Here is a 13,600-nt window from a genome sequence, read left to right as displayed (position 1 = left end):
ATCACTCCGTTTTATCATCTTTTGCCTTCGCCTTGCTTGGCACCGATTGAGTGGCGTTGGTTCCGTCAATGCCAAAATTAAACGTCCGTGTCGCGATGTTTCCTAAGTCGATATTCACCGCTTTGATCGCCAAGCCGCCCGTCGTCCACTGGCTATAATTTATGTTCTTCAGCGTCGCGGAAAAATCCGCCTGCGTATCCGCGCCTTTTAAAGCCGCTGCATAGCCTAGTGCAGAGCGCTCGACGGCAACCGCGTTTTGCGCTAAATTGCGGACTCCCGCTGCTAGCGAATATCCGCCGACGCCCAGTTGCGTGCAATTATACAGGTTCGCCCCGTTATAAAAACTATCCGGCGTAGACGCCGGTCCATACGCAATATATGCGTTTTTCACAAAATTAGCGGTATCACCCTCAAAATTCCCTTCCACTCCATTTTTCATCCGGCTAATGCCGCCTGTAAAATTACTGCCACCATCAGCCATTAAGTATCCGCCGACAGCCAAGCTCAGCGGGGCTGCTGCTCCCATCGAAGCCACTGCAGTGGAACTTGCTACTCCAGAGCCTAAACCAATTTCTGTTATTCCTCCAGTCGCCTGCACGGCCCCCAAGCCGACTTCACCCCATTCAATGTTCTCCGGGTGGTTCACCAGATTATCCAGCGCTTTGTTTTCATGGATATAATTCTCTGTTTTCTCTACCCCTTCCTCATATGCGGTTGCGAGAGAGGTTTCGAGATTGTTTAGCGGTTGCGCAACGTAGTTTTCATAACCGGTGCGGAGGCTTTCCTCCGCACCGGCAAACGCCGGTTTTACCGTGTTCTGATAGCAGTCGCTGACGAATGCTCCGACAGCCTCGAGCGGCTGCGCGACATAGTTCGTATACGCCGTTTGTAGCGGTTGCGCAATATGCTCTTCGCCCCAGCTCAACACGCTTCCGGCTATCGTTCCATCGTTTTCTTCCTCACTCGTGTTTAGCGCATTGGAATCGAGTCCGCTATAATAATCGCTGATATCGCCATTGTAATCATAAGCAGCGACTGCTGCGCCTGGCTCCGCCTCAGCCGCAGCGTTATAGCCGCTCAGCGTGCAAGGTTCTCCCCCCACAACGCCTTGGCCTCCCGTTTCACTATCGGACTCGCTTTCGCCCGCTTGCGCAGCGCCATACGAACTGCCCGCATTGCTGTTCGAACTTTCCTCGCCTTCGCCGCCGCCCGTTCCTTCACTCCCATAACCAGCGCCGTTGCTCTCACCATTGTCGTTATTCTGACCGGCAGGACTGCCGGAGTAAGAACTTCCAAATCCCTGTCCCGACTGTTCTCCGCCCGTGTTGCTGTTCGAGCTTTCGCTTCCTCCGTAACCGCCGCCCGAATTCCCATCCGAACCATCACCGCCATAACTCATGCACGCCGCCTCCTAAACTTGTAGTCATTCCAATCTAAATGCTACCACCTTTTCCCAATGCATCAAGTTTGGCTAATTTTTAAAACTTATTTAGCCATTTTACAAATTTAGGCAAAACAAAAAAAGCCAGCAAAGCGCTGACCTTGAATGGAAGATTTTTTTACGACGGGCGTTTCGGCAAACAGACGCATTAACTAGACGCCAACTCTCCCTCTACAATATGCAATTAACCATTTTTCAAGCGAGAGTATTCGCCTCTTTCCGCTTCAATAAATGCAGCAATCATTGCCCGGTAGGTTGGCTTCAACAACATTTTCGTTTGCGCCTACATCGGCAGCGCGCTCACCTTACCTATGACTTAAACTCTCACAAATTTGCAACGTCTTTATGCTTCCAATTCGTCGAATGAAAGAAACTGTGCCGAATCGGCCACCTGCCACACTCCTCTTATGCGACCATCTTTATTTATTCCCCAGGTATGCGCAAAACGTACGAATCTAAAAGAATTTTCTTCTTCCTGCCTTTCAAATTTATAAAAGCCAAGCACGACAACAACATCGCCGCCATCAATAAACGTTTCCGGAACAGCGCTAAAACTTCTAAAGCGATTGCGAAGTTTTGCATAAAAAGACCCCAATATTTCAGCCATGCCCTTATAGACTCCGCCGTCAGGAAACCCCGGCGATACATTCCATACCGGATCATCAGTCAACACCCTGGCAATCGTTTCCCGATCCTTTTCTCTTAACGCCTTGTAAAGCGCTTTTACCTGCTTCACATTCTGCGTATCTTTTTCATCATGTTCTAGAAAAGCACTAATCTCCATGCGAAAATCACTCCTGTATCACTTTTTCTTACTTAGCATGCCGCTAAAAGTTATCTTCATCTATCCAGACTTTTCGGGTTTTCACAGCCAAATCCCTGCCCGTTCGTACCGCTTTAGATTTTTCCAAATTATGAAGCGTTCGATGCAAACGAGGAAGCAGTACTTTCTTTATACAAAAAAATTCCGGTAAGAACCCTTACCAGAATTTCCTCACTAGGCAAGAATATTTAAAAAGTTGCCGATTGGATTCGTTTGCAGCCAAGCCAAGCCTTGTTTCAACATCGTTTGGTATTCTTCCTCATCATTTGCTGCCGTCTGCTCTTGCTCATCCGCCGCCGTGTTCTGCTGGATCGCGGCATCTTTCGCCAGTAATCCGCTCAGACCGTTCTCCGTGACGGCTTCTGATACTTTTTGACTGCCGCTGATCAGCCCTTTCTCACCACTCAGTGCCGTCAGCGTTGCCGAACGATCTTTTTCTAAAGCGCTCTGGAGTTGCGTGCTATCCAGCTTCAATTGTCCAGATTCATCCAGACGAATGCCGCGCTGCGCCAATTCCGGTGCGGCAGTTTCCGCGACTGCCTGCAGGTTCTGTCGCAGACGGCTCTGCTCTGTAAGACTTTGTACTGTACTGTTGTATTGCTGGGTAAACTTCTCTGTCAGTTGCACGATCTCAGCTGTTCCCGTTGCCGCGTTATCCTTTGCCGCCGTTTGGAAATTCTGAGCCGCATTCTGTAAAAAATTCACCTGGTTCCATATTTTTTCGGCATCACTAATCACTGCACCGAGCGAACTGGCGGCATAAGGTGCAGCAAAAGAAGTGCCGGGAAGCGGCAAGATGGCATACGGCTCCGCAGATGCGTAAATCGGCGTCGAACGGTAATTGCTGTAGTAGTAGAGTGCACCTTTCGAAACGACATTACTGATCATCGCAAACACCTTCTTCGATCCGTAGCGGCTCATCATTTGCCTTAAGCATAAGCCTGTCAAACGTTATACGCAATGGTGTTTTCAGACCTTTTTAGCACGCAAGAAAACTTACGGACGATTGCTGCGAAGATAGCCTCCTCTTTTTACCTTTTGCGCGTTATTACTTCTCATTGCTCTTCTTATCGCGCAAATATCCCTCCCTTTTTCCTTGGCACAAAACAGCTACGTGCTGATCAACGCCGATAACGAAAAATGCTTTTGCTGTTAACATTTCAATTGTTCCTGCTGCAAGAAGAAGCTTCGCTTTTTCCATGCATCACTTTTTCTTCTTTTTCCAAACGCTTTGTTTGCGCAGTTTGCCGATTCCCATATATTCCGACTTGCGAATCTCTTTCTGGCAAGTCACGCATTCATAGTAATATCTAATTTGATATATGTCACCATATGACGAATATCCACTCTGCGTAATCCAATCCTTCCCCTGATAGCTTTTCTTCTTTTTCAAAAGCAACGTCGTTTGACAATACGGACATTGTCGCGTCCAGAATATGGAACGAATTCGCTCGACAAAGCTTTGATCGTAATTCCACGCCCTTGCCTGCAATGCTGGATTGCCCTGCCGCATCCAGCGAAAGAAAATCACAAAAATCGCCATACATAAGCCGATAAAGACAACCACCATCATTTTTTGTTTGAAGAGAAACATATCATTATCCCGCCAAAATGCATATACAACGATCCCCGCATAAAGCAGCACTACCGCCGCAAAGAATTGGCCGATGTATTTATCCACCCATTCCCAAGTCTTAGTCGCAGTTTTCTCATCCTCGACATCACTTTTGATCGGCTTCTCGTAACTTGCGCTTCCGAAGAGAAACATCTGTAAGAAAAAGCCCAGCACGTCTGGCAAATATTTCTTTGCAGCCTCTTTTACGTTCATGCTTGGGTATACTCTCCTATTTCCTTGGCCTGACTTTTATCAAAAGCAAGTCGCATTAGTGCTAAAACATTTAAAAGAGGTAGCGCCGTCAGAATGGCATATAGCCAAAAGTTCTTGCCTAATTTTTTCGCTAGCAAACCGATCGAGTTCCCAAATAAAAGCAGGAAGGTTACGCTAACAATCCCTTTTATATATACGCCGATTGCCGCAGCTATAATCCCGCTGCCGCCAAACATTATCAATATATAAAATGCAGGTTCTGAATTGACATGCCTAAGCAATAAATAGTAATTGTAAAAAGGAATGAGAAATTTTCCAAGTCCCTCTTTCCGTGAAAATTTACAATGTATCTTATAAAACAGATACGATATTCCAATGTGAACAGTTACTAGCGTAATCAACAAACTATCCATTCATATCCACTCTTTATAGCTATCCCAATTGCCATTCACGCGGTCATTTACTTTTTCTTTAATTGCCTCTGGCAGCTTTGACTCTTGCGCAACTTTTTGGTAGAGCACTAACGCTTCTGCCTGGTTTCCTTTGAGTTCGAAAAGTTGTGCAAGATTAAAATTCGCTTCAACCATATCTCCTCTCAGGGCTTTCACTTTTTCAAAATCACCGATAGCCTCATCATACTGTTTCAGTTTCGCGTAGGCATTGCCGCGTGCACTATAAGAAGTCGCCACTTCCGGTTGCAGTTGTATCGCTTTGTTCGCATCCGCCATCGCAGCCTTCGCCTCATTGGACGCTATATACGAATAAGCTCGTTCATTATAATAGAATGCTTTTTTCGGCTTCAGTTCGATTGCCTTTGAAATGGCCGCAATGGCTTGGGGATAGTTTTTCAGTTCCGCACTCGCATAGGCAATTTCATAGAAGGAAGTTGCGTTTTTCGCATCCAACTCTGTCGCCTTAGTGAAAGCGCTAATCGCCTCGGTATAATTCTTATTCTCTTTCGCCTGATATCCTTTTTCCTGCCATTCTGCAGTCGTTGGCGCTTTTAGCTTTAGCGAATAAGCAATTCCCTTCATTTCTTCATCCAGCTGATCGTTTTTCGTCATGCAGAATATTTCTGCAGGCGATTGATTCAGCCAGAAAGAAATGCGCAATATTTTCACAGTAGTACCATCTTTTAGCGTAGAAGAAAAACTGCTAAACAAAGCAGGTTGATTGGCAATCTTATCTTTTTTTACAAAATCCACTGTGGCTTTGGGAAATCGATCCATCAGCATACGATTAATTTCTTTTATGATGAAATCATTTTCTTCATTGGTCCGGCTCAAAGGAAACGGCGGATAAACCGCCACCATAACGCTTTCGTATGTCGCTTTAGAAACTTTAATTCTTCCGTCTTTCTCCGATACCTGCCATGCATCAGGAACTTCAATCGAGTATCCTGCATTCTTATCTTCCACACTTCTTGCCTCTACTGTTGTCCCAAAGAGAAACAGCACTGCCAAAAACATCACTAAAGACCATTTTTTATATCGCATCGTTTTTCCCCCATCATCCCGAATTTTCTCTGTTTATTGTATATCGCTAAAAAGTATCCATCAATATTATTAAACTAATTTAAATTTCGGCAGTAACGCCTCTTCTCATATGGCTTTAACCAACTCCTTTTGCTTTTCGTGCGAAAAGTAAAAAACCAGCTACAACATCAACTGTCATAACTGGCTTCCCTTCCCCGCGCACATTCTTCACATCTTCGCTTCAAATCACCTGACTAATATGCATGACTTTGAATTTTCCGTTGCTGCGGGCGGAGGCTTTTTGCAGTTGCACGAGACAGGTCGGGCATTCGGAGACGACGATGTCCGCGCCGGCTTGTTCGATGTTGCTGCGTTTTTTTTCGAGGACTTTCGCCGCGATTTCGGGGTAGTCGAGATGAAACGAACCTGCGCCGCCGCAGCAGCGGTCGGAGCCTTTCATCTCGACGAAGCGGCCTGTCGCCTGCAGCAGTTCGCGCGGCTGTTTTTTTATGCCCTGACCGCGTCCTAAGTGGCATGGTTCATGGAACGTAATCACTGCGTCGCCGCCCTTGCGCGGCGTATAGCCGGCTTGGACGAGGTATTCGCTGAGTCCCATGACTTTTGCGCTAAAGGCGGCCGCGCGTTCGCGCCAGACGGGGTCGTCCGCAAAGTAAGCGGCGATATGCTTCAGCGTCCCGCTGCAGCTAGCGCAGTCGCTGACGATCCGATCGGCCGCTTCGAAGAGGGCGATGTTCTGTTTGGCCAGCTCCAGGAATTCCGTCCGCTGGCCGTGCGCAAGATGCGGCAGGCCGCAGCAGTGGTTGTCGACGACTTGCGGCGTCGTCACTGTGCGCAGCGCAGCAAGACTTGCCGCCACTGCGTCGGGAAACAGCATCTGCATGCCGCAGCCGGTAAAGTAGGCGACCTTGCTCTCTTGCGACACGTTTTGTTTCGTCAGCGGCGCAGCCGAGCCCAGCGCGGCAGGCCCGGCAAAAGACGCCAGGTATTGGCGGCGCGTGAATTCGCTCGGTATGACGCCGTTCGGCAAGAGCGCATTCGCGCCGATCTTGCGCAGCACGTTGCAGGTTCCGGCTGACAGTTTCACCAGCGTCCTGTTTTTCATCAGCAGGCCGAGCGCCTTATATTTCGCGCCGGGTCCGCCGTTTTTGTCGGCAAAGTATTGACGCAGCGCGATCATCGCGTCATCGGTCTTCACCTTGTTCGGGCAATTGTCGACGCAGCTGCGGCAGAGCAGGCAAAAATTGACCATGCCAAGCACTTCATCGCTTGGCTGAACGACGCCGTGCACCAAGGCGCGCGCCAGATTGTTCTTGCCGCGCGCGCTGGAAGACTCGATGTCTTTTTCACCGAACAGCGGGCATACGGTCAGGCAGCTGCCGCAGCGGTCGCACTGGCTGACGATGGCGTTCACTTCCGTAAAGCATGCGTTTGTATCTGCCTTTTTCATATTGAACTCCTCGCTACCAAATTTTATTAGGATTCATGATCCCTTTTGGGTCAAAGGCCTGCTTGACGAGTTGCAGCGCGTTGACGCCGCTTGCGCCCAGCGCCTTTTCGATGTGCGGCCGTTTGGTTATGCCGATGCCGTGTTCGCCGGAGAGCGTACCGCCGACATCGATCGCGACCGCGAAGATTTCGTTGATCGCTTCGTGCACTTTGGCTTCTTCGCCCGGTTTTGAGAGGTCGCAAAGCACGGACGGATGCACGTTGCCATCGCCTGCATGCCCGTAGACCGCAATAGTCAGGTCGTACTTTTCCGCGATTTTGCGAATCCGGCGGATCGTTTCGGGAAACGCGTTGCGCGGCACGGAAATGTCTTCGCCGAACCGGTTCGGCGCGGCTGCGCCGATGGCGGAGCTAAGTCCGCGCCGGATCGCCCAGATATCGTCGACTTCCTGCTGCGACGCGGCGACGCGGACTTCCTGCACGCCGCGTTCTGCGGCAATGGCTTTGATCTGCTCCGCCTGTTTAGCAAGATTCGCATCGCTTTCCGCATCGATTTCCAGCACGATGCACGCTTCGATGCGCGGATCGATGTCGAGCTTGCGATGGCGGCTCACCGCCTGCAAGCTGATCTTGTCCATGATTTCCGCCGCCGCAGGTACGACGCCGGTAACAAGCATCTTGTGTATCGTCTCGCAGGCGCTGTCGAGCGAAGGAAACATCAGTTGTATCGTGTTGCGCAGCTTCGGCATCGGGATGAGACGCAGAATCGCCTTGGTGACGATGCCGAGCGTGCCTTCCGAACCGGTAAAAAGCTGCGTCAGGTTATAGCCGGTCACGTTTTTGATCGCTTTGCCGCCGGTGTTGATGACGCTGCCGTCCGGCAGGACGACTTCGAGCCCCATCACGTAATTGCTCGTCACGCCGTATTTGACCGCGCGCATGCCGCCCGCATTCTCCGCAATGTTGCCGCCGATCGTCGAGTATTTCCAGCTTGCCGGATCGGGTGGAAAGAACAGGCCTTTGGCCGCACAGTGATCATAGACGTCAATCGTACGCACGCCCGCTTCGACTGTGACCATCATGTTGCCTTCGTCCAGTTCGATGATCCTGGTCATGCGATGCAGCGCAAGCGAAATGCCGCCGTTGTCGGGGATGCTGCCGCCGGTGCGACCGCTCGCCGTGCCGCGCGGCGTGACCGGCACGCCGTATTCGTGCGCAATCGCCATGATGCCGGAAACTTCCTCCGTGCTGCGCGGCATGACGACCAGATCGGGAATATGCTGCTCCGCCAACGGTACGAATGAGGAGTCATAAGAATAGCCAAAGCATTCGTCTTTCGAGTCCAGTGCATTCTCCGCGCCCACGATCGCACGGATCTTTTTTTTGATTTCCTCGCTTATCATTCGCTCTACCTCCAACGTCTGCGCAAAAGAAGCGCATTCACATTGTTATTTTATTCCCATATCTACACAGTATCACCTTGCTCCGGCAAAGCAAAATACATTCTAACAATGAGTTGATAGCCTGCGCCTATCATGTCGCCAGACCGAAGTAATAGAATAAAAAAAACGATTACAGAATGAGCTTTGCAAATCTCTATGATTTTCCTCAGCCGTTCCTTCAAATTCCCCGCGGAAGTAGTTTTTCCGAGACGTTAAGAGCGAGGAAACCAGCCAGGGAGCAACAACCAAAAGCACTGGAACAAGCAGCAGGACGCTGCTTGCAGATATTGCGCCATGGATGGCGTCATATATCTGGTATTCCCGTGGTTGCAGGTTGGTGCGACCATGGCTGGTCCGAAGAACGATCAGTTCCGGTAAAACTATTTTCGCGGAAAAGACTAAAAGTATTAATAAATCGCATGACTATCAAATTTATTTTGCTAAGGCAAATTCTTAAAACACTTATAACCCAAGTATGAAGGAAGGGACATCGCAAAATAGCGTTTCCTATTTTGCGATGTCCCTTTTATGAATGCTTTACCTGCGTCAGTTTATACTGTTCCTTAATGAATTTAATAAACGCGAGCGAAGCGTTGGAGAGACAGCGCTCTTTTTTCCACGCCAGACCGATATCAAAGCGAATTGGTTCCTGCAGCGGCACGACCGCGATCTGCGGATCGTCGCGCACGACCATCTTCATCAAGAGCGAGATACCCGATCCGTTGGCGATCAGACTCTTCATCGTCTTGATTTGGTTGGTGGAAAGGATCGTGTTCGGCCTGAAGTGCTGGCGCTGACAGCGACTGGCGACGATTTGGTGCTGGAACGATTTTTCTTTCAGCAAAACGAACGGTTCGCTCTTCAATTGCTCAAATCGCACCGCTTTTTCGGCGCAAAGCGGATGCCCCGGCTGCACGCAGAGCACGAACTCTTCCTGCGTGATCACCAGCGTGTTCAGCGTTTCCGAGCTTTCCGGCAGAATGATGATCGCCAGATCGAGTTCTTCTTTCTCCAGCTTGTCGCCCGCATCAAGCGAGGAGGTTTCTTCGAACGCGATCAGTTGCAAGCCCGGATAGAGCTGTTTAAAGCAGGAAAAGATATCCGGGAAGAGATACGATTCGATCATCGGCGGCACGCCGACCTTGACCGTGCCTTTGCGGCAGGACTTGAAGTCTTTCGCTTCCTGAACCGCTGCGCGGCAGTCTTCAAGAATTTTTTGCATGCGGGGCAGAAACGCTTCGCCTTCCGCCGTAAGGACGGCCTTCTTCTTGCTCCGATCAAACAGCTGCACCGCGATCTCTTCTTCGAGCTTGCGAATGGCCTGCGTGATTGACGGCTGCGAAATGTGTAATTGTTCTGCGGCACGCGTAAAACTTTGCAGTTTGCCCACCATGCAGAAATATTCGATCTGTCGTAATTCCATGCTCCACCGAGCCTCCCCTGTCCGCATCCCCATTTCTTTCCTTCAATTATAACACTGCACCTAATAAAAAAATCGCCGCGCCGTTATCGCTTGCGAAAACATTTTTAGTTATATATAATAATTACTATAAGTAACTAATTTAAAGAAAGAGGCATCCCATGTCTACATCTGATCTGGTCATCCCGATTTTAGAATCCCTCTGGCTGGCAAAAAAGGCAACCGAATTGCTGCCCGAACTGCCTAGCGGCATGAAGCCAAGCCATATTCGCGTCTTGCATGCCATCCATCAGCAGCTTGCGCAAAACGGCAGCGTCCGCGTCAGCGACGTCAGCAGCGCGCTGCAAATCACCAAACCCAGCATCACAAAGCTGATCAACGAGCTGGCCGACTTGGCAATGCTAAAGAAGGTCACGGACGCTGCCGACAAGCGGATCGTATTGCTCGAACTTACGCCGCCAGGCCAGGACTGCGTCCAGCAATACGTGCTCGATTACCATGCCAAACTGGCGACGCTCTTCTCCCGGCTTGAGCGCGAAAAATATCTCTCGATGATCGACACGGTCGCTTTCATCCATCAAGCGATGCAGGAGGTGTCCGCTTGAACCGGCCTGCACTTGCGGTCGGCGAAGAAGCCGCCGTGCATAAAACCACGCTTATCGTTATCGTCTCGCTTGCTCTGGTCACGTTTATCGGCATCCTTTCCGAAACCGCATTGAACATCGCGTATGCGCTGCTGATCGATGAGCTTGGCGTTTCGGCCGCCGTCATTCAATGGCTGACTACCGGCTATCTGCTGACGCTTTCGACGCTGATCCCGCTTTCGCCGCTCTTGGTAAAAAAGGTTCGCACGAAACGCTTATTCCAAGCGGCGATCTTTCTCTTTGCCTTCGGCACAATGCTCTGCGGCTTCGCGACGACGTTCTGGCTGCTGCTCGCAGGGCGGATCATCCAGGCGGTCGGCACGAGCATCTCGCTGCCGCTTTTGATGAACATTATCTTAGCGCAGATTCCGCTCAGCCATCGCGGACGCGTCATGGGACTCGCCGGACTTGTCGCCAGTTTCGCCCCGGCGCTCGGCCCCACATTCGGCGGCGTGATGATCGAGTGGCTGAACTGGCACTGGATTTTCTTCAGTGTGCTGCCGCTGCTTGCGCTTTCTTTTCTTTGCGGCAGCCGCTATATCAAGGACATCCGCTCTGAAGAAAGCATTTCGATCGATGCGCTTTCCATTTTCCTTTCCACGCTCGCCTTTGTCGGACTCGTTTACGGCGTGAGCATTTCCGCCGAGCTTGGCTGGAAGGACGCTGCCGTACTCAGCTGTCTCGTTAGCGGCGCTTTAAGTCTGGCCGCATTTGTCGTCCGCCAGTTGCGTCTCGATAAACCACTGATTCATGTTCGCGTATTTTCGCATGCCATGTTCAGCATCGGCGCGGCCATCGTGATGATCAGCATGATGACGGTATTGGCTGCCGGTTTCGTCCTGCCGCTTTACGTGCAAAAAGCCCTGGGCTTTTCGAGCATTGCAGCGGCCTTGGTCATGTTGCCCGGCGCTATGATCAACGGCATCATGTCGCCGTTTACCGGCCGTTTTTACGACAAACACGGCGCAAGACTCTTGCTGCTGACCGGTTTTTTTCTGCTCAGTCTGACGCTGGCCGTTTTTTCCTTCACGCAAGCCAATCTGAACGAGACAACCGTCGTTTACGCGCTCTTCATGTTCGGCGCTTCGATGCTCTTAATGCCTGCGCAGACGAACGGTCTCAACCAGCTGCCGCCGAAGTACAACGCCGACGGCGTCGCAATCATGGCCACTTTGCAGCAGGTCGCCGGGGCGCTCGGTACGGCGCTGGCCTCAAGTCTCCTGACCATGAACAGCGCCAATTTTCTTACGCTCTATCGCGACGTTACGCCTGCGCTGCAAGCGCAAGCAATCGCCTTCGGCACGCAGCAGAATTTCCGCTTCTTTCTCCTTCTGGGCATCGTCGGCTTCGCGCTCTCGTTGTGGACGCGCAAAAAACGGACGGTTTGATTCGATTTATTTTCCCTAAAGTATTTTTTACTTTTTAGCAATAAAAGATTGTGTAGATTGCAGCACTTTCGAAGCGATTTAGCGCAATCTGCATATACGCAGAGAAATAAAAAGGAAAAGGTATCGCATATGGTTGTAGTCGAAATTGATTTTCATGCCGCTCAACCACATACAAAGAAAGAACATTTAGTGGAAGCCATCGAGTGCCTACTTCATGCATTGCGCATGGGAGGGAAAATTATCGGTCAGGAGTATCCGCTTGCAAGCGTTCCTACTGGCTATCGTACTTATTTATGTGCGCCGGAGGAAACTGCATTGGCGCAAGCTCCCACTATTTACGAAAAAAATTTCTCTGCCGCACTAAAGAATTTGGGCATTGAGTGGTCATGGAAAATAATCGGACATGATTCTTCAAGCGCACCGCTTTGCAATTGCCAAAAAGTGCATGCTTATTTTCTTTATACCAACTATCTTTCACTGGAATCACCGCTTCGTTGTGGCGATTGCTTCGGTTCAATCCCCTTATATAAGATACCGACAACAAAAGATGACGAATATGTTGACGTCATGACCTGGGAAAGCGATTATCGAGCATGTGATACCTTGCAAATGAATTGTTCGACTGGTGAACGCTTTGCTCTAAAAGAACTGTCTCAAGCCAACAGCAGCTTAAGCAAACGCGGCATCGATATTTGCCGACGTATTACAACTCTGACCACTGTACCAACCTATTACTATCTCCTACGATCTTCTGGCCGAAGTAAAAAAGCCGAACTACAGCGCAAATGCCCCTGCTGTAATGAAAATTGGTTGCTTAAAGAACCTCTTCACGGCCTGTTTGATTTCCAATGCAACTCTTGTCGCCTTCTTTCTAATGTGACTTGGTCGCTTTAAAAGTCTTGAATTTGCTAAAAGCAGCAGTAACGGCAAGCAGGAACATCCGCTTGCAGCGCGAATTCTTATATACATAAAACAGCACTATAATTCGTGCCAGAATGAAGGGATGATAACGCTTGCAACATATGATGGATGGATTTGTCCAAAAGGTCATGCATAGCATGGCTTGGCATACGGGAGCGAAACTGACGAACCTGTTGTTCGTACCGATCGTAATCGCGTTGGTCGGCTACGGCATTTACCGCTTCGTGCAAACGAAACGGCAACAAAAAAAACTTGCAGATTGATGCTGCAAGTTTTTTTGTTGCCGTTTTCTTTACGCTGTCTGATTCTGCGGATTTTGCCCGTATTGATTATCGCCTTCCTGACTTTTAAACGTCATCAATCCTAAATAGACAAACACGCCCAGAATCGGAATGAACAACGTCAGCATCCACCAGGCGCTGCGTCCGGTGTCATGCAGGCGACGGAAAGAAACTCCAAGACTCGGCAAAAGCGTCGCAACCATGTAAATCAGGCCTAACAAGCCTTCGCCGCCCATGCCTAAAAGACGATCCAACAGCGACAAGCAGATATTAATGATAAAACTGACTAAGGTAAAATACCAAAACTCTTCCCGTCCGGCACGACCATTAAATACGGCATACTTTTTCAAAACTTCTATATACCAACGCACAGGGACTCGCCTCCTTCTTTCGATTGCTTCCCTTTCATTATATAAGAAATTGGCGCGGCTAATTTTAAACAATCTATAAACTTTTAAAGCAAAAGCAGC

At 49.7% G+C, this 13,600-nt stretch carries 15 protein-coding genes; 4 read left to right on the top strand and 11 right to left on the bottom strand.

Translation table 11 applies throughout. The annotated features are described in order from the left end of the window. Window position 1: 1 nt before the first annotated feature. From QTL79_RS06175 to QTL79_RS06130, 10 genes are all read right to left on the bottom strand, one after another. A complete protein-coding gene (locus QTL79_RS06175; RefSeq protein WP_346354091.1) occupies window positions 2-1,399 on the bottom strand; it encodes a hypothetical protein in 1,398 nt (465 codons plus the stop codon). A gap of 385 nt (window positions 1,400-1,784) precedes the next feature. Beyond that, entirely contained in the window at window positions 1,785-2,225 is a 441-nt protein-coding gene (locus tag QTL79_RS06170) for a nuclear transport factor 2 family protein (protein WP_346354090.1), read from the bottom strand. A 213-nt stretch (window positions 2,226-2,438) separates the two neighbouring features. After that, window positions 2,439-3,152, bottom strand: coding sequence for a flagellar filament capping protein FliD (locus QTL79_RS06165; protein WP_346354089.1), 714 nt, complete (start codon window positions 3,150-3,152; stop codon window positions 2,439-2,441). Between the two features lie 160 nt (window positions 3,153-3,312). Next, complete coding sequence (locus QTL79_RS06160) at window positions 3,313-3,465, bottom strand: hypothetical protein (protein WP_346354088.1); 153 nt, start codon at window positions 3,463-3,465, stop codon at window positions 3,313-3,315. Between the two features lie 3 nt (window positions 3,466-3,468). Then, a complete protein-coding gene (locus QTL79_RS06155) occupies window positions 3,469-4,092 on the bottom strand; it encodes a hypothetical protein (protein WP_346354087.1) in 624 nt (207 codons plus the stop codon). Next, window positions 4,089-4,505, bottom strand: a complete 417-nt coding sequence (locus tag QTL79_RS06150; RefSeq protein WP_346354086.1) for a hypothetical protein — start codon at window positions 4,503-4,505, stop codon at window positions 4,089-4,091. Before QTL79_RS06150 ends, QTL79_RS06155 begins: the two co-directional genes overlap by 4 nt. After that, window positions 4,506-5,588: a tetratricopeptide repeat protein gene (locus QTL79_RS06145; protein ID WP_346354085.1), complete on the bottom strand. Its 1,083-nt coding sequence runs from the start codon at window positions 5,586-5,588 to the stop codon at window positions 4,506-4,508. Window positions 5,589-5,808: 220 nt separating this feature from the next. Continuing rightward, window positions 5,809-7,035, bottom strand: coding sequence for a (Fe-S)-binding protein (locus tag QTL79_RS06140; RefSeq protein ID WP_346354084.1), 1,227 nt, complete (start codon window positions 7,033-7,035; stop codon window positions 5,809-5,811). 13 nt (window positions 7,036-7,048) lie between these two features. Then, window positions 7,049-8,437 carry an FAD-binding oxidoreductase gene (locus QTL79_RS06135; RefSeq protein ID WP_346354083.1) on the bottom strand — a complete coding sequence of 463 codons (1,389 nt, stop codon included), beginning with the start codon at window positions 8,435-8,437 and terminating at the stop codon, window positions 7,049-7,051. A gap of 565 nt (window positions 8,438-9,002) precedes the next feature. Then, window positions 9,003-9,899, bottom strand: coding sequence for a LysR family transcriptional regulator (locus QTL79_RS06130; RefSeq protein WP_346354082.1), 897 nt, complete (start codon window positions 9,897-9,899; stop codon window positions 9,003-9,005). Window positions 9,900-10,057: 158 nt separating this feature from the next. Here QTL79_RS06130 and QTL79_RS06125 point away from each other — a divergent pair, with 158 nt between their 5' ends. The 4 genes from QTL79_RS06125 (at window position 10,058) to QTL79_RS06110 (ending at window position 13,112) form a co-directional block, all read left to right on the top strand. Continuing rightward, window positions 10,058-10,501, top strand: coding sequence for a MarR family winged helix-turn-helix transcriptional regulator (locus tag QTL79_RS06125; RefSeq protein ID WP_346354081.1), 444 nt, complete (start codon window positions 10,058-10,060; stop codon window positions 10,499-10,501). Next, window positions 10,498-11,928, top strand: coding sequence for a DHA2 family efflux MFS transporter permease subunit (locus tag QTL79_RS06120; RefSeq protein WP_346354080.1), 1,431 nt, complete (start codon window positions 10,498-10,500; stop codon window positions 11,926-11,928). Before QTL79_RS06125 ends, QTL79_RS06120 begins: the two co-directional genes overlap by 4 nt. Before the next feature lie 129 nt (window positions 11,929-12,057). Beyond that, on the top strand, window positions 12,058-12,822 hold the full coding sequence (locus QTL79_RS06115) for a DUF2310 family Zn-ribbon-containing protein (RefSeq protein ID WP_346354079.1): 765 nt from the start codon (window positions 12,058-12,060) through the stop codon (window positions 12,820-12,822). Window positions 12,823-12,941: 119 nt separating this feature from the next. After that, entirely contained in the window at window positions 12,942-13,112 is a 171-nt protein-coding gene (locus tag QTL79_RS06110) for a hypothetical protein (protein ID WP_346354078.1), read from the top strand. Between the two features lie 29 nt (window positions 13,113-13,141). Here QTL79_RS06110 and QTL79_RS06105 read toward each other — a convergent pair whose 3' ends face one another. Next, window positions 13,142-13,501, bottom strand: a complete 360-nt coding sequence (locus QTL79_RS06105) for a DUF805 domain-containing protein (RefSeq protein ID WP_346354077.1) — start codon at window positions 13,499-13,501, stop codon at window positions 13,142-13,144. Window positions 13,502-13,600: the final 99 nt, after the last annotated feature.

It is taken from the genome of Azotosporobacter soli, assembly GCF_030542965.1.
GTDB classification, from domain to species: Bacteria; Bacillota; Negativicutes; order SG130; family SG130; genus Azotosporobacter; species Azotosporobacter soli.
The sequence above is the reverse complement of the archived record's forward strand: the minus strand, read 5'-3'. Positions and strand labels throughout refer to the sequence as shown.

Excerpts from the sequence above, each read along its gene's own strand:
- QTL79_RS06175 (WP_346354091.1), bottom strand. The coding sequence starts at position 1,399 with ATGAGTTATGGCGGTGATGGTTCGGATGGGAATTCGGGCGGCGGTTAC.
- QTL79_RS06170 (WP_346354090.1), bottom strand. The coding sequence starts at position 2,225 with ATGGAGATTAGTGCTTTTCTAGAACATGATGAAAAAGATACGCAGAAT.
- QTL79_RS06165 (WP_346354089.1), bottom strand. The coding sequence starts at position 3,152 with ATGATCAGTAATGTCGTTTCGAAAGGTGCACTCTACTACTACAGCAAT.
- QTL79_RS06160 (WP_346354088.1), bottom strand. The coding sequence starts at position 3,465 with ATGGAAAAAGCGAAGCTTCTTCTTGCAGCAGGAACAATTGAAATGTTA.
- QTL79_RS06155 (WP_346354087.1), bottom strand. The coding sequence starts at position 4,092 with ATGAACGTAAAAGAGGCTGCAAAGAAATATTTGCCAGACGTGCTGGGC.
- QTL79_RS06150 (WP_346354086.1), bottom strand. The coding sequence starts at position 4,505 with ATGGATAGTTTGTTGATTACGCTAGTAACTGTTCACATTGGAATATCG.
- QTL79_RS06145 (WP_346354085.1), bottom strand. The coding sequence starts at position 5,588 with ATGCGATATAAAAAATGGTCTTTAGTGATGTTTTTGGCAGTGCTGTTT.
- QTL79_RS06140 (WP_346354084.1), bottom strand. The coding sequence starts at position 7,035 with ATGAAAAAGGCAGATACAAACGCATGCTTTACGGAAGTGAACGCCATC.
- QTL79_RS06135 (WP_346354083.1), bottom strand. The coding sequence starts at position 8,437 with ATGATAAGCGAGGAAATCAAAAAAAAGATCCGTGCGATCGTGGGCGCG.
- QTL79_RS06130 (WP_346354082.1), bottom strand. The coding sequence starts at position 9,899 with ATGGAATTACGACAGATCGAATATTTCTGCATGGTGGGCAAACTGCAA.
- QTL79_RS06125 (WP_346354081.1), top strand. The coding sequence starts at position 10,058 with ATGTCTACATCTGATCTGGTCATCCCGATTTTAGAATCCCTCTGGCTG.
- QTL79_RS06115 (WP_346354079.1), top strand. The coding sequence starts at position 12,058 with ATGGTTGTAGTCGAAATTGATTTTCATGCCGCTCAACCACATACAAAG.